This is a genomic window from Okeania sp. SIO3I5, assembly GCF_010672085.1.
In the GTDB taxonomy this organism is placed as follows: domain Bacteria; phylum Cyanobacteriota; class Cyanobacteriia; order Cyanobacteriales; family Microcoleaceae; genus Trichodesmium.
The window spans coordinates 1-16,711 of the sequence record NZ_JAAHHT010000211.1 but is presented as its reverse complement, the minus strand read 5'-3'; the positions used below and the strand labels follow the sequence as shown (position 1 = coordinate 16,711).

Sequence of the window (16,711 nt, the reverse complement as noted above, 5' to 3'; positions counted from 1 at the left end):
TTCCCACACCTCCCACACCTCCCCCACTCCCCACACCTCCCACACTTCCCACTCTTCCCACACTTCCCACACTTCCCACACTTCCCACACTCCCCACCCTCCCCACACTTCCCACACTTCCCACACTTCCCACCCTCCCCAAACTTCCCACACTTCCCAAACTTCCCACACTTCCCACCCTCCCCAAACTTCCCACACTTCCCACCCTTTGCTTTTTTCAGCTAGCGCTACCTAACAATAATGAACCTGGCATCGCTTTTTTAATCCAGTCTGTAATTAATATTTGTTCGCGCTCGCATGACTCAACTACTTCACCATTTAAGTTCCGAAATACTATTTCTGCTGGAATTTCTATTTCTTCCCCGGTAGGTATAATTATTTTCTCAATTTGAGCAACGGCAAAAGATCGCAAACTTTGAAATACAACATAATTTCCACTTTCTCCAGCTAAAACCTCAGCTAAACCAACATCTTGTCGATATTGAACTAACTTGTGCTTAGATTTCATTCGCGGAAACATAGAAGTAGTGCGGTTGCCTTTAAAAAAAGTTGATTGGGTTGGTTTCGCCCAATTTTTCCGTAAAGAAACAGGATCAGTTAAAATCTGACTACAAATTTTATCAATATCCACTGCCACATCACCATCTCTTCCGAAATGTCGCAAGTCTAAACATACTGTATGCAAACCACCCTGCTGTAAACCCTCAAGTTGCTCCAGAATAAATTGATCCTTATCCAAAAACATAAACGTGCCATGTACTGTTTCCAAAGTTCGCAAAAGTCGGTTATTGCTATCCTCTGATGACACAATAGTTTGCAGGGGAAATTTTTGTTCTGAGTCAGAATCTAACAAATGTGGAGACAATAGGGAACGTGGGGAATAAAACAACAAAATTTGCCCGACTCCCAAAACTTCACAAGCAACGGGCAGAGTTTGACAATATTCAATCAATTTTTTCTTTGGTAGTTCGATAGATAATATCAAACGTTCCAAAGAGTCAGGAAAAAGAGCGCACCAACCCCGCAATGCTTCTAAATTGTGATTACCTGTTTCTACAATTAACTGTAGTGGTATATTTGGGTGATGAGTTTTCAACCACCAAGCTGCTCCTGGATCGGCAACCCGCACTGCTGCAAATTTGCTGATATCCCACTGAGTCAGTTGTTGGCAAATTTGATTCATCACTTGTTCTGGCATCAAAATATCCCACACCAATACTGGGCACAAACCATATTCTGTTGCGGTTGATGCTAATGATTGTGTTTGTTGTTGTGAGAGTTGCCCTTGTCTAGCAAGAAGCGTTGGTTGTAGTAGAACTTCTTGTAAGTTGGGGGCGTTGACGCACCTGTTTAAATCGTTGATGGATGAGACAAAAGTGTTAAATTGCATGGAAAAAAATTTCTATTATATTATGGCTTTGTTGCTAGACAAGCATATAGCTACCGCACAAGATCCAAGATCCATGTACTTCATACTTCTCAGGACTTACGCAAATTCTTAGACAATACGCTATCCATAGAGGGCGAATGGCATTCGCCCCTACTAGATAGCGGTGCGACCCCGCGACGACGCCAGTCGCAAGCGGTCAGACCCCGCGTCGCCGATAGGCGCAAGCGGTGCGACCCCGCGACGACGTTTTGCTGACGCAAAGCTCCGCTAACGCTGCGCGACATGTTTGCGGAGCATTCCGTCAGGAAAAAGCGTAGCTCCTCTGCAAGAGGAAAGTCGCAAGCGGTCGAGAAATGGCGAGGTTTCCTCGCCATATCCAATCGACCAAGAGAGGGAATGCGCACTCCTGTGAGGGAATGCTGACTAAGAGAGGGAACGCGCACCAAGAGATGGCGGTTCGGCGTAAGTCCTGACTTCTACAACTATTGTCCAATAAATAAATCAAACATCAATCTTTCCCTCCTCCCTCTAAAAAAAGGCTGAAACTTTTACCTGTAAAGGCTTTTAGCCATTTAACTATTGGCCAATAAATGGTAGCGCATCAATCTATAGAAATAGGGTGATATAGCTGCCACTAGGTTCACCTTTCATGTCGGTTCTGGCAACCGAAAAGCGGAACGGATTTTCTATGGCTATTACAACAAAGCCTCATATTATTAAGGATTATAATAAAATCAAACACTATAGTAACTCAATTTTAACCAATAACCATGAGCGTAATTATTCCCGATGAAACCTTAACCAGTTCTGGTATGACAGAAACCGAATTAAAACTATAAATTGCGATTATGCTATTTTAAACTGATAAACTAACTTTATGGCAAGCCAGCACTTTAGCAGGAACCAACAAATCTAGATTTGAAAAACTGCTCAAAGAAGGCAACATTCACCTATTATGAGCATGGCCATAATCGATTATCAAGAAATTTTTTAACATTTATTTAGCTAGGATGAAAATATGACTGATGATAGAAAGCTTGTTGCTATGGAAGAAGGTATGGAACTTTTTAATCGCTATGCCAACTCATTAAATGTGGTAATAATTAGTCAAATAAAAGGATTTCTAGATCCAGAAGTTTTGAGAAAATCCCTAGATTTAGTTCAAATTCGTCATCCTCGATTAAATTCTCATATTGTAGAGGTGCTAGATAATTTCATCTTTAAAACTGAAGGTACAAAGCAAATACCTTTAAAGGTTGTTTTGAATTCATCTCCGGAATATTGGCAGACTCTTGTTATTGATGAATTAAGTACAAAAATTGACAGTGAAAAAGTTTTGGTTAGAGTTACTCTAATTAAAGCAAGTGAAAAAAGCACAAACAATTATTTAATCACTACAATTCATCATGCAATTGCAGATGCAATGTGTGGTATTTACTTACATTCAGAAATTATTAGTTTTTGTCAGAAAATCGCATCAAATAATCAAATTCCTCAAGTTAATCAGTTGGAAAGTTATCCATCTCTGGAAAAAATAATTGCTAATTACATTGTAGAAAATGAAGAATTACCAAAATTAAACAGACAAATTGATACACTTCCTTTTGAAAAATATGTACCTCATCAACAACGTCGCTGTGGATTAATTCAAAAACAGCTAAATACCGATTTTACTGAACAGATAATTGAGCGATCTAGACAAGAAAAAACAACAGTTCATGGAGCAATATGTTCGGCAATGATGTTAGCATTAGCTAAACATTTAAAAAAAGAAAACAAAGATTTTTATTTTAGTTGTCGTTCTTCTGTGGATATGAGAAGACGAGTATATCCACCTGTTGGTGATGAAAATATTGCCATGCTGGTTTCTGCTTTAAATTCTTTTCATACTGTTAATAATGAAACATCATTCTGGGATTTAGCGAGACAGGTAACAGCACAAGTTAAAGCAAGATTAAAAACACCAGAAATTTACAATGTTATTTTATCTTATCGTGAAGGAACAAAGTATATTTTAAACAATCCTGAGCGGAGTTATTTGTCTATATTTGTCACTAATATTGGCAAAGTAAAAATTTCATCAGACTATGGTCTATTTCAACTAGAAAAAATTAGTTATGCTGTATCTTTAAATGTTCTAGGAAGTGTTTTTTCTGTTGCTGTTTCAACCTTTGAAAATAAAATGATTTTGAACTTTATATACTCTCAACCAATTCTTAGTCAAGATACAGTAAATGCTTTAGTTAATTCAACTATATCTATATTATGTCGTGTAACTTATTAAATTATTGTTTTATGGCGATTCAGCTTTAACTCCTTCTACTCGAATATTCTTCATATCGGGAGATACGAAACAGGAAAAATGATTAGTATAATTGTGGTTAGTTACTCTTTCAATCAAGTCTTTATGTACATCAGGTTCATATAAGCTTAAGACTATAATATCTCCTCCTTTACCAGCTCCCGTTAACTTTGCTCCTATTTTGATCAAGGTTTCTTGATTATTCAGTTGATGCTGTATTGCTTGAGCTTGTAACTGAATAACAAAAGCATCTATTTCTAAAGCAGAAACTCCTCCGTTAGAAAGCAAACATTGACAAGTATTTATTAATTCTGGAATTAACTTCCAGTCTGATAATAATGAGTTTAACATTCCGATACTAAGATTTCCTAACGCTTCGGTCATTAGTTCTTTATAAGCACACTTAAGTTGTTGATCCTTATCTTCTATATTTTGGTTTAAATAAATATTCTCTAATATTTCAGAATGAATATCTATAGATTTCTGAATACCATAATCTGGAAATGCTGCATTAAATTGTTCATAGACATAATTGACTCTTTCTAGAGAACCTGGAACAAAACGACGAATACCACTAAAATCAGCTAAAACTGCTCCTGTTTTACTATGAATACCTGAATATAAAACAGTTATATTGTAGTTTGGTGGGCTAGGATAGGGTGATAAATTAATTGGAATATTAGGGTTCTTAGTATTTTCTGTAGAGTAAGTAATAGGTATTGCTGGATCGAAAGTAAAAGTTTTGATTGACAATATGTTTTTTATGGCTTTTTCTCCTTGTCCTAAGTTTACTGGTTTGTATCCTAATGCTATTCGGTGAACTAAATTTGAACGCTTAGAACAACAATAAAATATCGGATGTTTTCCTTGTCTTCCATAAAAGGAAGCATGAATTCCTGCACCACTTGAACTAAAGTGATGAAAACAATTTCCTATAGCCCACGCTAATATTAAAACTATTCTATCTATGTTTGCTTCCTTAATATCAAAATAACTCTTGAATTTTTCAATGTCTAAAAAGTTATCAACTAATCCTTTAGCAAGACAAACCGAAAATGCTCCACTAGAATTTAAGCCAACAGCTATTGGAAAACTACTAAGTACATTGATTTTTAACCCTATTTTTTCCTTTAAAAAAGGACGTATAATTGATTGAAATAATCTATTAAGTGCTTCTGTTTGATCAGGAACACCGCAACGACCATAATCTTTTATATTAACCACTGAATCAATATTATTAATATTATTTGGGTCTGGAGCTTTATATTCATTCCAATATATTTCACTTCTATCTTTATCGGGTTCTATGTGAACAAAAAGCCTCATTGGTAGTGGATAATAAATAGCTGGATGACCAAAAACCACGGCGTGTTCACCTGCAAAAAATGTAGCTGCTGGTGCGCTGTAAATTATCTTTTTACCTCGTTTCCATTTTTGCAGGATTTCCTCAAAGCTTCTTGAGCTATAACCAGGTTCTTCCCTGTAATTTTTTTTGTACTCTTCACCTAACAAATTTATTAATTTGTCTAATTTTCCACGTTTAATATTATCAAGCTCAAAAGCTGAGTAAATTCCGGTTAAAATATCGCGAATTCTCTTTGAAGATTTTGAAAGTTTCTTGGCAACTCGCTGATGAGATTGTTCTACGTTTTCTTGCGGACTATAACAGATTACAGTTTCCATAAAAACGTTTTTTTGTTCATCAGTAAGGTTATGTTTTTGGGCTTGTTCCTCTAAAAATTGACGATTCATATATTAATTAGTGAATTGGTTATAGAAGTATATAAAGTTAGCATATACAAGCATGGGTTGAAACCTATAAATAAATCTTGAATAATTACCTATTGAGTTCTACTTATTCCTCTGAATACAGATGATTCAGAGAATAAGATTTATCTCTTATGAAAGTCAAGATTTATCTCCCTAGCGTCTGGTTAATTGAGTAAGTTATTTTGAAAATAGGAACCTTAAAAACTGTTTATAAAACAAATATTAAGGCAGCTAGAGTGCTATTTTTGAGGGTGTGCTACAGTGGACAATTTTCAGCTAGGTTAGCAAAGGTTTATATTGCTGTTTAAAGCTTTCTGTCAATCTGAAGCCCTTATCGACTCAGATTGTCAAAGAAAAGGAAGAAAAAAATTCCCCCTAACAATATAACTTAAAAGCTACTAAGAGTGCAAAACAGCTAGTCCTAGACTAATACCATGAATTATCAACAGTTAGGAGAAATGCTCAACACATTATCTCAAAATAGCATAATGTTTATACTTTATTAGTGAGTAAAATTCATGTCAAATCCTTTCGTAAACGGTAAAAATATCACCATAAAAAGAGGTGAACGTAATATTTTAGTTACAAAGAGAACAATTCGTTTTGGAAAAAGCGTCTATCAAACCAGTAACATTGCTGGTTTCAGCGAGGGAGAAGTCGAAACGGCAGGAATTCCTTGGGTTTTCCTAATCATCTTAATGATTGTAGGCTTAATTATTATGGCTGCTAACAGTAATAATAATGTAGGTTCGATACTCACAATAATTTCAATATTAGGTGCATTTTGGAATATTTTTAAGCCTAAAGAATATGGTCTACTCTTAACTATCAACTCTGGTAACGAAATATTGTTTTCTTCGTCTCGAGAAGGAATGGAAAAAACAATTTCAGAGATATACAAATTCATTGAAAGTGAAGAGGATTCAACATACAAGATATCCATTAACAATAGTTCGGTTAGTGGGAACTTGGTTCAAGGAGTGGGAGGAAATGTTCGAGCAAAGGCTGTAAGTTCCTTGAAAAATTAATTAATACACTTCTTCCACCTACTAATCTTTAAGAAGTCTAATAGCAAGAAAGATTGCAGTACAAAATTTATAAGTAATTGAGGTCAATAATAAACATGACAAGCAAAAATGTAGAGTTAAATAATAGTGAGTTTAATGGTAACTTGATACAAGGAGGAGAAAACATAACAGCAAATACAAAAGCCACCTCTAATGGTAAGTCATGTAATAACACTTTCAACAATGATTTGCGAGAAGCAACAGTCGGCACATTGGCGAACACGCTTTCAGATAACGCAACTCAACAAGCAAACCAATATGTGAAGATAACTAACCAGGAAAAAACTCTGGCAGAAGCTCTCCAGGAAATTCAACAACTTCTGAAGCAGCTAGAAGTTAATTATCCAACTGCTACCCAAGATGAAAAAATTGCTTATCTGAGCGATGAAACTTCTGCCAGCTTTAAACGTAGACTGGTTTCTGGTTTACAAGCTGCTGGTGAAGCCTCTCTTAAGCAGTTTTTAGACAATCCTTATGTTAACATTACTTTAGAGACTATTAAAGGTTGGAGTCAGGCTAAATAGAGCTAGTCTAATTAAGCTCTACAGATATTTTGTGGATTCTTATAACTGCATTGAAGTGGTTGTACTTACAATAGCAAACCACAACCATTTCAAATCATCTTTCTGTTGATATTACCTCTATATTGTTATTGGGTTCTAACCTTGGTACAGCTCTAACAACATTCAATTTCTCTACATTATTTAAAATGTCAGGCGCTACATTTTTAGGAATACAAACCACATTCCCTGCTCGCATTTTCTCTAAGCGATCGCCTACTACAGTAAACATAAGTTCTAACTCCTGACAACTCATTTCTGTTAGTTTTAGTGATTTTTAGGAAATTGAGTGATAATAAAAGGTGAGTTAATATCAATAGACCAAATTTCGTCAATAAATTTAAAATTTGCATCCAAAATCAAAGTCATTTCCCCAATAGTATTATCTGTTATCAAAGATTTTTCTGACTCTGCTGATATCTCTACATCTGGTATTAGCAAAAATTTGAGTTTTATCCAATATTCTTGTGGATTTCCTTGCAAATTTTTACCTACTGAATAACTTGCTAAATCTACATACAAAGGCTGTTTTAAAATAACTTCATCATAGAAATTATCGTTTTCATCCCAATATCCAAATATTTTAAAATTAGAGTATTGCAAATGTTCTATGGCAATAAATTCTAGGGATGTTATAGATAATTTTTCTAAATTTTCCCAAATCTGATTCATTGTTGGTTGTAGCATAGTTATTTATTTTAATTAGGGCTTGCTGATTAAATCTAAAAGCATTGATTCCTAAAGGTTTAAGCTTTTCCAATACTTGAAAAAGTACAAGGTTTTCCTTAATCAAGAGCTGCATAAAGTGAGGATGAAAGGGTTGACTATTGGCTGAAAAATCAAGGGATAATCTTCCTCCTGCCTTCTCACTCCCATACCCATTCCTCCTGTCTCCTGTCTCCTGTCTCCTGACTCCTACCCTTATTTATACATCTTTACCAATTAAAATGGCGCGACTCTAACAACATTCAATTTCTCTACATTATTTAAAATGTCAGGCGCTACATTTTTAGGAATACAAACCACATTCCCCGCTCGCATTTTCTCCAAGCGATCGCCTACCACAGAAACTAACTGACTCACCTGCCACCGCATTACTTCCCCATGCACTGGAATAATCTCAATTTCATCCCCCACTGCTACAGACTCAACCAGTTGCAAAACAATATTTTCTGCTGTTGTCTCCATCACAATTCCCAAATATTCGTGAGTCCCCCTACTACTTTCCAACTGCTTATACACAGAATCATTCCCCGCAGGAGTTTCTAACGAAGCAGAATCATAGTCACGATGAGGAATAGACTCTAACTCAGCAACAATTTGATTCAACATTTCTGGAGTTAACCTCCCTGCTGCATAAGCATCGATCGCTTGCCGATAAGCTCTACAAGTCAGCGCCACATAAAACGATGATTTCATCCGCCCCTCTATTTTCAGAGAACAAATTTGATGCTCAAAAAACGCTCCTACTTGATGAATACCCCATAAATCTTTAGAAGACATAAAAGTAACCGGGCGATCGTCTGTTTTTTCCGCCAACTGATAGGGAAAACGACAAGACTGAATACAACCACCACGATTAGAATCTCTGCCAGCAGTAAAATTGGAGATTGTACAATTACCAGAATATGCCATACACATAGCACCATGCACAAACATTTCCACATCAATGCCAGTTTGCGATCGAATTGCCCCACCCTCTGCAACACTAACTTCTCGCCCCACTATCAGACGCTTCACCCCAAACTGCTTCCACATTTCACCAGCATAAGAATTGAGACAAGATGCTTGAGTCGAGAGATGAATATCAAGATTAGAACTATTTTTCACCACTCGCAAAACCCCCAAGTCAGAAACAATAACTCCATTAACACCAATAGATTCCAGAAACTGACAATATTCTGCCAATCCCTCAAAATCATCATCATGAAGAAAAGCGTTCAGAGTCAGGTAGACTTTAGCATTATTTTCGTGAGCAAAATTTACCCCATATTCCAAGTCATAGTCAGAAAAATTATCTGCTCGCGCTCGCAGACCGTATTTTTGCCCTCCCACATAAACAGCATCCGCGCCGTAGGTAACAGCAACTTTTAGACGTTCGAGATTTTTAGCAGGAGCTAATAATTCTGGTTTCCACATATTATTTATATTATTGATATAGTAATCCTAGATAGGTTGTAACATTTTATTGTAGTGGACTGTTTCATCTAAAAGTGTGCATTAGATTTTTTATCCCTTGCCACCTTGTCTTCCTTGTCTTCCTTGTCTTCCTTGTCTTCCTTGTCTTCCTTGTCTTCCTTGTCTTCCTTGTCTTCCTTGTCTTCCCATAACCAAAAAGTAACGCACCATTTAAGATGAAACAGTCCAGTAGGGGTTTGGTCTCCAAACCCAAGGGAAAAGGTGATCGACTTGAATATTTTAGCTTATTTGACTTGAGCTAATAGCTGATAGCTGTTTGCTGAAAGCTATATAATCAGGACTTACGCAAAATCTTAGACAATACGTTATCTGTAGAGGGCGAATGCCATTCGCCCCTACTAGATATGGTGGTTCTGCGTAAGTCCTGATAATTATAAATACAGAGGATTTGCGGAAATTTTGAGGAAAAAATGATGGTAAAACAACTCGAAACCCAAACCCATCGAGAAATTGTTTATCCCGATAGTGACGGCCAACCAATGGCAGATAATACAGTTCAATTTCGCTGGATCATGGTCATCTACCATAATCTAGCATGGCTATTTGCTGAAAATCCTGAAGTCTTTGTCGCTGGAGATTTGCTTTGGTATCCAGTACAAGGCGATGATTTGCGTCAAGCGCCAGATATCATGGTGGCGTTTGGAGTACCGAAAGGGGATAGGGGTTCTTATCAGCAATGGAAAGAAAATAATATTGCTCCCCAAGTAGTGTTTGAAATTCTTTCTCCAGGAAATACTTTAAAGGAGATGAGTAAGAAACTCCTATTTTATGACAATTATGGTGTGGAGGAGTATTATTTGTATGACCCGCAAAAAAATGATTTGACTGGATGGTTACGTTCTGGTTCCTTACTGAATGTAATTGATGAGATGAATGGTTGGGTTTCCCCACGCTTGGGAATTCGGTTTGAGGTGCTGCCCGAAACTTTGCAATTATATCGTCCAGATGGTCAATCATTTGCACATTATCTGGAAGTTCAGCAAAAGTTGAACGAAGTCCAAGAACAATTGGATGAGGAACGTCAGGCCAAAGAAGTTGCTCAGTCAGAACTCCAACAGGAACGTCAGGCCAAAGAAGTTGCTGAATCAGAACTCCAACAGGAACGTCAGGCCAGAGAAGTTACTGAGTCAGCACTCCAACAGGAACGTCAGGCCAAAGAAGAGGAACGTCAGGCCAAAGAAGTTGCTGAGGAACGTGCCAAACGTTTAGAACAGTTACTTCGAGAAGCAGGAATAGATGCTGATAGCTGATAGCTGATAGCTGTTTGCTAAAAGCTATATCAGGACTTACGCAAAACTACCATATCTAGTAGGGGCAATTTCCTTCCTGGGTTATGCTGCTAATTGGGCGAATTGCCCCCACAGATGGTGTCTGATTTGATATTTTGCCTAAGTCCTGATTAAAATACAGAGATTTTGTGGAAACTTTGAAGAAAAAAACGATGGTGAAACAACTCGAAACTCAAACCCATCGAGAAATTGTTTATCCCGATAGTGATGGCCAACCAATTGCAGATAATACAGTTCAATTTCGTTGGATAACGTTAATCTACGATAATTTAGCATGGCTATTTGCCAAAAATCCTGGAGTCTTTGTCGCTGGAGATTTGCTTTGGTATCCAGTACAAGGCAATAATTAGTAAAGAAAAAAATCCTAAATTACGTAGAAAGCTTTGTCAAAATTTCTTTTATAGGTGGAGGTAAACGACGCATAATTTTACCTTTTTCTCGGTCAATAGTTACTAATGTTACTTTCGCCGTAACATATAATTCCTGACCATCCAAAGATTGAATTTGATAATCCCACTCTAACCTGACTCCTTCAGTATTTGCCAGGCGGGCCTTAACCACAACTACCATACCGAACTTTACAGGTTTATGGTAACGTACCGAAAGTTCGACTACTGGTAGCTCGCAACCGAGATTAACCAACTCAGCAAGTTCAATACCAATAGAACGCAAACTTTCAACTCGCGCCTCCTCCATCCAGGAAATATAAGTTCCATGCCAAACAACACCAGCATAGTCAGTATGGTGCGGATGAACCCGGACTACATATTCAAACCAAGCTTCTGATTTCTGAGAGGATTGACTTTCAATTTTACTTGTAGGTAACTGAGATTCAGATTCTTCTGATGAGGCCATTTACAAAAGTTGCTAAAACTCTACATTTCTCAAACTTACCATTGCCATTAGGGATTTATGCTAGTTTAAAAGACTATTATTATCTGGTTTGCTTAACATAAGATATGATAAACAAAATTTTGCTAGCTGTTGCTGGTCGGGGACTATGTGAAGAGATGCTGAATATGTTGATAGAAATTCCCTATTTCCAAACAGCATCTGTGACTGTATTACATGTTGTACCCCCTCAACCTAGTGCCCAAGGTATGTCCGCCAAGTTAGAAGAAGGTGGGAAAATTCTGGCAGAGGCAGTCGAGTCTTTAAAGGTAGATTCAACTAAAGTCAATCCCCGACTCAAACAAGGAGACCCAAAAGATATTGTTTCTCAAATAGCTGATGAAGAAAAATCTGACTTAATTATCATGGGTTCCCGGGGATTAGGCAAACTCGAAGCTATCCTGAAAAATTCTGTTAGTCAATATGTTTTTCAGTTAACTTCCCGTCCAATGCTACTTGTAAAAGATGATGTCTATGTCAAAAAAATTAGAAATGTGATGGTTGCCCTAGACTCATCAGAGGAAGCCAAAAATTGTCTACAGTTGGGTATTGATTTGGTGAATCAAATTTCTGGCGGACAATTAATCTTGAGTTATATTAAGAAAGATGTTAGTGGTAAATCAAGTCAAGATTACACATCAGATGCGGAAAAAGAACCTATTTTAGCAGAAGCTTTAAAAGAAGCGAAAAGAAAGGGGATTCAAAAATATCGCTGTGTTACTGGTAGTGGTAAACCTGGGCCAGAACTTTGTAAAATCTCCCAGGAGTTGAATGTGAATCTATTAATCTTGAGTTCACCAGATCGCCGTCCATCAATTGCTAAGAGTCTTGTAGACCTTGATAGACTATTAGGAAATTCTCCATCAGACTATGTACGGGTTTATGCTAATTGTCCTGTACTTTTAGTCCGCTAAAGTTATATTAGGGAATAGGGAATAGGGAATAGGGAATAGGGAATAGGGAACAGTTGGAAAAACATTTCCGCAATCTTGATTCATCATCAGTAATTTCCTAAACAATTCTTTTTTGGCTATAGATATGGCTTGCTGATTAAATCTAAAAGTATTTACAGATAAAGGTTTTAGTCTTTTTATGGAAAAAGTACCTGGTTTTTAGGTCTTCATCAAAATGCATGTTAGGATTTTGGATAGACAAGCACGGAAAAATTAAGGTAAAATTATTAATCCTACTTTCTCTCTCTTCCCACCCTTCCCACACTTCCCACACTCCCCACCCCTCCCACACTCTGCTTTTTTCCGCACACCCTAGATATTTCCCCTGCCAAGTAAATATTAATAACATTAATAAAGTAGGAGCATAATCTCAAAATTTTGCTCCTACTTGATTTTTTCTTTTGTAAATTGCTAAGTTTTTAGCTTTCGTTGTTGCCAGTTTGAATATACAAAATGATTAAAAAAACGGCTGGCACAAATATGAACAAAATGGTTGCTACAAACCCTAAATTATTAACTTCCATGATTACCCACCTTGAGTTGAAATACCACAAAATAAGAATATCATTATTTGCGTTTTGGTTTGGTTTTCACAACCACAGGACCATTAACTAGGGTCTGACAAGCTAATCTACAATTAGAGGGCCTCTTTTTCAACTTTTTTTCTTCTACTGCAGTACGAGGTGAAAGATTGTCTATACCTTCAACAATTTCTACTACACAACTCCCACACTGTCCATAGCCACCACAATTCATCATTTTGGCTGCAAAGGTATAAATGTCAATGCGATTTTCTAGAGCCTTGATCCTTAAGTTGGCCCCATCTGCCGCAATTACTTCCTGATTTTCGTTTGCAAACTTAATATTAGCCATGATGACTTATTAATTTATTGTAATAAAATGTTAACTAATATTAAAGATTCTAACTTACTACTCTGCTTTACACAACTTTACTTTAGAAAAAATAGGTAATTATCGCAAACAGCCGTCAGCTATCATCTAAATTTTGAATTTTGAATTTTGAATTTTCTGGTGTACACAACCAGGACTTACGCATTTTTGAGTTCTAAACACTAAATATTTATAACGTTATAGTTTTTGAACCCTATATGACGCTATATATAGTGTCTCTGCGTAAGTCCTGACAACTTTACTTGAGAAAAAATAGGTAATTCTTCCAGACAGCGGTCAGCTATGAGCTAACTTTTGAATTTTGAATTTTGAATTTTGAATTGATCCGCTTTAACTTGAGAAAAAATAGGTAATTATTGTAGACAGCCGTCAGCTATCACCTAAATTTTGAATTTTGAATTTTGAATTTTGAATTTCAGGGAATATCTGACAAATTCCCACCAGGAAGATTACTCACAGATCGTTGCAGTTCTGACAAAGACCGATTATAGTCAATAATCGCCGTTAACAAATTATCCTCAGCTCTAGTCAAATCTGTTTCCTGTTCAATAACTTCTAACTGAGTTCCCACACCTGCTTGAAATCGTAATCTCGCCAAACGTAAAGCTTCCTTCGCCTGTTCCACACCCAACTCAGCAGTAGAAATATTTTCAAAGCTAGCCTCCAAACTAAAGAAAGCTTCCTCAACTTCCCGACGAATCTGATTTCTAACTTGCTCAAATCTAGTTTCGGCAATCTGTCCATCTATTATACTTTGTCTGGCCGCTGCCCTCGCTTGACCACCATCAAAGAAATTCCATCTGAACCTTAGTCCTATTGTACTGCCATCAGCCCAACCCCTAGCTGCTCGCCAACTTTGGTTTTCAGTAGTTAACGCCAAAACATCGTAGGTAGCAAAGAAATTCAAACTTGGTCTGACTGCAGAAAGAGCTAGTTTGCGCTGCTCATCACTTAAGTCTCTTTGCACTAACTGCTGTTCTAACTCAGCTCGGTTCTGAAAAGCTGCCACAATTGTTTCATCTAAAGATAGAAACCAAGAGCCAACTGGCTCAATTGGATCGGCAGCAGTCAAATTGATCGACTCATTGGCACTTAATCTTTCTGCCAAACGACGTCGGGCACTACGTTGATCTCGCAGTGCATTTGTCAGGTTTTGTTGTTCATTTGACAATGTTACCTGAGATTGCAATACATCAAATCTGGTTCCGACTCCTGCTCTTTCTAAAGCTTCCGCATCTTCCAAACTTTTCCGAGCATTTCTCACAGCAGCTTCTCCAATTCTGACTCGTCCATCTGCTTGTTGCAAATTATAGTAATCGTCAGATACATCCAAGCGCAATTGTTCTGAAGCTCTCTCTAGATCTAATTCTCGTAGACGCATTTGTTCCCTAGCAACTCCAATCCGGGAAGAACGAGCTTTACCAAGACCAAGGTCATAATCAAATTGAAATGAATTGGTAAAAGTTGTGACAGGGAAATTTTGAATATCAGTGTCTATGAATTGGTCTTGTCCTGTTACCTCAGCTACCCGTTGTTGAGCTTGTGCTTGCAAGTCACCACTAGCACTTTCTGTACGTTGTATTGTTGAGTCAAAAGTCAGACTAGGCCATAAGTCAGCTTTGGCCTCTCGCAGAGCAGCTTTACTACTTTCAACTTCTAGTTGAGAAACTTGGATTTCTGGGTTATTTCGTCGGGCTAAATCAATAGCTTGCTGTAAAGTAATTGGTATTGTTTCTTTTATTTGTACTTGATCGGGAGTATTGGGAGAATATAGTGGATTGGAATTTGGTTCTATTTGAGGGGGAGGATTGGTTTGTAAGGTTCCATTTGGCACTGGTCGAGGAAAACTTTCACTGTTTTGTTGAGCAATAATCAAGGTACTATTATTTGATGAATGTTTTTGATTCTCAATCCTGGCTAAATTAGGAACTGTAGTAATAGTTGAAGTTGGATTGAGATTTGTCATTATCTGAACAGAATTTTGCTGTTTTGAAGTATTGCCAAAGGTAGGCGGACGTTGAATAGTTGATACTAAACTTTGGTTAGTTCTACCTGATAATATAATTGGAGAGTTATTACGTTTTTGGGGATTATTTAGTACGGATGCCTGGGTTTCAATCTGGGATAAATCATTTATTGTTGCCATTGTTGGAGCGCGATTGATACTGGTCATCACTTGGTAAGAATTTCCCAGGATTGGATTTCTTTGGGATGTTGTTTTGAGATTATTTGTTTGGTTTTGTTGATTCTGATTTTCTGGTGTTGATGGCTTTAAGTTTGTCTGGATTTTTGCTGTTTCAATTTGAGAATTTTCTGTTTTTGGCTTTGACTCTAGCAAGTCTAATAAACTGGAATTTGATTTACCTAGTTCTGCCAAATTTTTCGACTCTGGATTGAATTTTTCACTATCTTTATCTGCCAAATTAATTGATTGTTTAAAGGTTGTTTCTACGGTCGGATTAATTTCAGTTTCTACCTCAGAATTTCCTGGTTTTGATTCTAGCAAATTTAATAAACTAGAATTAGATTTTTGGCTGATATTTGCTAAATTTTTCGAGTCTGGATGAAATTTTTCAGTATCTTTCTCCTCCAAAATAATTGACTGTTGAAAGTTAGTCTCTACAGTCGGATTAATTTCAGTTTCTAACTCAGAATTTCCTGATTTTGACTCTAGCAAATCTAATAAACTAGAATTAGATTTTTGGCTGATATTTGCTAAATTTTTCGAGTCTGGATGAAATTTTTCAGTATCTTTCTCCTCCAAAATAATTGACTGTTGAAAGTTAGTCTCTACAGTCGGATTAATTTCAGTTTCTAACTCAGAATTTCCTGATTTTGACTCTAGCAAATCTAATAAACTAGAATTAGATTTTTGGCTGATATTTGCTAAATTTTTCGAGTCTGGATGAAATTTTTCAGTATCTTTCTCCTCCAAAATAATTGACTGTTGAAAGTTAGTCTCTACGGTCGGATTAATTTCAGTTTCTACCTCAGAATTTCCTGGCTTTGACTCTAGCAAATCTAATAAACTAGAATTAGAATTGTTGCCGATGTCTGCTAATTTCTTGGAGTCTGGATGAAATTTTTCAGTATCTTTCTCCTCCAAAATAATTGACTGTTGAAAGTTAGTCTCTACGGTCGGATTAATTTCAGTTTCTACCTCAGAATTTCCTGGCTTTGACTCTAGCAAATCTAATAAACTAGAATTAGAATTGTTGCCGATGTCTGCTAATTTCTTGGAGTTTGGATTGAATTTTTCAGTATCTTTCTCCTCCAAAATAATTGACTGTTGAAAGTTAGTCTCTACGGTCGGATTAATTTCAGTTTCTACCTCAGAATTTCCTGGCTTTGACTCTAGCAAATCTAATAAACTAGAAT

The 16,711-nt window shown here is 36.8% G+C and carries 17 protein-coding genes and 1 pseudogene; 6 read left to right on the top strand and 12 right to left on the bottom strand.

What is annotated here, in order from left to right:
• Nucleotides 1–198, bottom strand: a 198-nt coding sequence (locus F6K40_RS31235) for a hypothetical protein (RefSeq protein WP_293141620.1), incomplete at its 3' end; no start/stop codon positions are given.
• A 19-nt stretch (nucleotides 199–217) separates the two neighbouring features.
• Nucleotides 218–1,390 carry a U32 family peptidase gene (locus tag F6K40_RS31230; RefSeq protein ID WP_293141618.1) on the bottom strand — a complete coding sequence of 391 codons (1,173 nt, stop codon included), beginning with the start codon at nucleotides 1,388–1,390 and terminating at the stop codon, nucleotides 218–220.
• 1,018 nt (nucleotides 1,391–2,408) lie between these two features.
• Between F6K40_RS31230 and F6K40_RS31225 the strand changes: the two genes are divergently transcribed.
• Entirely contained in the window at nucleotides 2,409–3,674 is a 1,266-nt protein-coding gene (locus tag F6K40_RS31225) for a phthiocerol/phthiodiolone dimycocerosyl transferase family protein (RefSeq protein ID WP_293141616.1), read from the top strand.
• 9 nt (nucleotides 3,675–3,683) lie between these two features.
• Here the strand turns inward: F6K40_RS31225 and F6K40_RS31220 are convergent, their stop codons facing one another.
• Nucleotides 3,684–5,444, bottom strand: a complete 1,761-nt coding sequence (locus F6K40_RS31220) for a mevalonate kinase family protein (RefSeq protein ID WP_293141615.1) — start codon at nucleotides 5,442–5,444, stop codon at nucleotides 3,684–3,686.
• A gap of 536 nt (nucleotides 5,445–5,980) precedes the next feature.
• On the opposite strand from F6K40_RS31220, the gene F6K40_RS31215 reads away from it, so the two are divergent.
• Nucleotides 5,981–6,490, top strand: coding sequence for a DUF6232 family protein (locus F6K40_RS31215; RefSeq protein ID WP_293141613.1), 510 nt, complete (start codon nucleotides 5,981–5,983; stop codon nucleotides 6,488–6,490).
• Between the two features lie 95 nt (nucleotides 6,491–6,585).
• On the top strand, nucleotides 6,586–7,053 hold the full coding sequence (locus F6K40_RS31210; protein ID WP_293141611.1) for a hypothetical protein: 468 nt from the start codon (nucleotides 6,586–6,588) through the stop codon (nucleotides 7,051–7,053).
• 94 nt (nucleotides 7,054–7,147) lie between these two features.
• On the opposite strand, the gene F6K40_RS31205 is transcribed toward F6K40_RS31210, so the two are convergent.
• The 3 genes from F6K40_RS31205 to F6K40_RS31195 form a co-directional block, all read right to left on the bottom strand.
• Nucleotides 7,148–7,321, bottom strand: coding sequence for a hypothetical protein (locus tag F6K40_RS31205; protein WP_293141610.1), 174 nt, complete (start codon nucleotides 7,319–7,321; stop codon nucleotides 7,148–7,150).
• Nucleotides 7,322–7,356: 35 nt separating this feature from the next.
• A complete protein-coding gene (locus F6K40_RS31200; protein ID WP_293141608.1) occupies nucleotides 7,357–7,776 on the bottom strand; it encodes a hypothetical protein in 420 nt (139 codons plus the stop codon).
• 255 nt (nucleotides 7,777–8,031) lie between these two features.
• The gene (locus F6K40_RS31195; protein WP_293141606.1) at nucleotides 8,032–9,228 is read right to left on the bottom strand and encodes a peptidase U32 family protein; all 1,197 of its coding nucleotides are present in this window, start codon (nucleotides 9,226–9,228) and stop codon (nucleotides 8,032–8,034) included.
• A 473-nt stretch (nucleotides 9,229–9,701) separates the two neighbouring features.
• Between F6K40_RS31195 and F6K40_RS31190 the strand changes: the two genes are divergently transcribed.
• Both F6K40_RS31190 and F6K40_RS31185 read left to right on the top strand, forming a co-directional pair.
• Nucleotides 9,702–10,538, top strand: coding sequence for a Uma2 family endonuclease (locus F6K40_RS31190; RefSeq protein ID WP_293141622.1), 837 nt, complete (start codon nucleotides 9,702–9,704; stop codon nucleotides 10,536–10,538).
• A gap of 191 nt (nucleotides 10,539–10,729) precedes the next feature.
• Nucleotides 10,730–10,924, top strand: a pseudogene (locus F6K40_RS31185) (Uma2 family endonuclease); the annotation flags it as partial.
• Nucleotides 10,925–10,946: 22 nt separating this feature from the next.
• On the opposite strand, the gene F6K40_RS31180 reads toward F6K40_RS31185, so the two are convergent.
• The gene (locus F6K40_RS31180; protein WP_293141604.1) at nucleotides 10,947–11,432 is read right to left on the bottom strand and encodes an acyl-CoA thioesterase; all 486 of its coding nucleotides are present in this window, start codon (nucleotides 11,430–11,432) and stop codon (nucleotides 10,947–10,949) included.
• A gap of 104 nt (nucleotides 11,433–11,536) precedes the next feature.
• Here F6K40_RS31180 and F6K40_RS31175 point away from each other — a divergent pair, with 104 nt between their 5' ends.
• Entirely contained in the window at nucleotides 11,537–12,382 is an 846-nt protein-coding gene (locus tag F6K40_RS31175; RefSeq protein ID WP_293141602.1) for a universal stress protein, read from the top strand.
• Between the two features lie 142 nt (nucleotides 12,383–12,524).
• Here the strand turns inward: F6K40_RS31175 and F6K40_RS31170 are convergent, their stop codons facing one another.
• From F6K40_RS31170 to F6K40_RS31150, 5 genes are all read right to left on the bottom strand, one after another.
• Nucleotides 12,525–12,713: a hypothetical protein gene (locus F6K40_RS31170; RefSeq protein WP_293141600.1), complete on the bottom strand. Its 189-nt coding sequence runs from the start codon at nucleotides 12,711–12,713 to the stop codon at nucleotides 12,525–12,527.
• Nucleotides 12,655–12,795 carry a hypothetical protein gene (locus F6K40_RS31165; RefSeq protein ID WP_293141598.1) on the bottom strand — a complete coding sequence of 47 codons (141 nt, stop codon included), beginning with the start codon at nucleotides 12,793–12,795 and terminating at the stop codon, nucleotides 12,655–12,657. Before F6K40_RS31165 ends, F6K40_RS31170 begins: the two co-directional genes overlap by 59 nt.
• 45 nt (nucleotides 12,796–12,840) lie before the next feature.
• Nucleotides 12,841–12,945 carry a photosystem II reaction center protein PsbM gene (gene psbM, locus F6K40_RS31160; protein ID WP_094672641.1) on the bottom strand — a complete coding sequence of 35 codons (105 nt, stop codon included), beginning with the start codon at nucleotides 12,943–12,945 and terminating at the stop codon, nucleotides 12,841–12,843.
• Between the two features lie 43 nt (nucleotides 12,946–12,988).
• On the bottom strand, nucleotides 12,989–13,294 hold the full coding sequence (locus tag F6K40_RS31155; RefSeq protein WP_293141596.1) for a 2Fe-2S iron-sulfur cluster-binding protein: 306 nt from the start codon (nucleotides 13,292–13,294) through the stop codon (nucleotides 12,989–12,991).
• A gap of 454 nt (nucleotides 13,295–13,748) precedes the next feature.
• On the bottom strand, nucleotides 13,749–16,711 hold a 2,963-nt coding region (locus F6K40_RS31150; RefSeq protein ID WP_293141594.1), incomplete at its 5' end, for a TolC family protein.

Coding starts and splice junctions, on each gene's coding strand:
- F6K40_RS31230 (WP_293141618.1), bottom strand. CDS start 1,390: ATGCAATTTAACACTTTTGTCTCATCCATCAACGATTTAAACAGGTGC.
- F6K40_RS31225 (WP_293141616.1), top strand. CDS start 2,409: ATGACTGATGATAGAAAGCTTGTTGCTATGGAAGAAGGTATGGAACTT.
- F6K40_RS31220 (WP_293141615.1), bottom strand. CDS start 5,444: ATGAATCGTCAATTTTTAGAGGAACAAGCCCAAAAACATAACCTTACT.
- F6K40_RS31215 (WP_293141613.1), top strand. CDS start 5,981: ATGTCAAATCCTTTCGTAAACGGTAAAAATATCACCATAAAAAGAGGT.
- F6K40_RS31210 (WP_293141611.1), top strand. CDS start 6,586: ATGACAAGCAAAAATGTAGAGTTAAATAATAGTGAGTTTAATGGTAAC.
- F6K40_RS31205 (WP_293141610.1), bottom strand. CDS start 7,321: ATGTTTACTGTAGTAGGCGATCGCTTAGAGAAAATGCGAGCAGGGAAT.
- F6K40_RS31200 (WP_293141608.1), bottom strand. CDS start 7,776: ATGCTACAACCAACAATGAATCAGATTTGGGAAAATTTAGAAAAATTA.
- F6K40_RS31195 (WP_293141606.1), bottom strand. CDS start 9,228: ATGTGGAAACCAGAATTATTAGCTCCTGCTAAAAATCTCGAACGTCTA.
- F6K40_RS31190 (WP_293141622.1), top strand. CDS start 9,702: ATGGTAAAACAACTCGAAACCCAAACCCATCGAGAAATTGTTTATCCC.
- F6K40_RS31180 (WP_293141604.1), bottom strand. CDS start 11,432: ATGGCCTCATCAGAAGAATCTGAATCTCAGTTACCTACAAGTAAAATT.
- F6K40_RS31175 (WP_293141602.1), top strand. CDS start 11,537: ATGATAAACAAAATTTTGCTAGCTGTTGCTGGTCGGGGACTATGTGAA.
- psbM (WP_094672641.1), bottom strand. CDS start 12,945: ATGGAAGTTAATAATTTAGGGTTTGTAGCAACCATTTTGTTCATATTT.
- F6K40_RS31155 (WP_293141596.1), bottom strand. CDS start 13,294: ATGGCTAATATTAAGTTTGCAAACGAAAATCAGGAAGTAATTGCGGCA.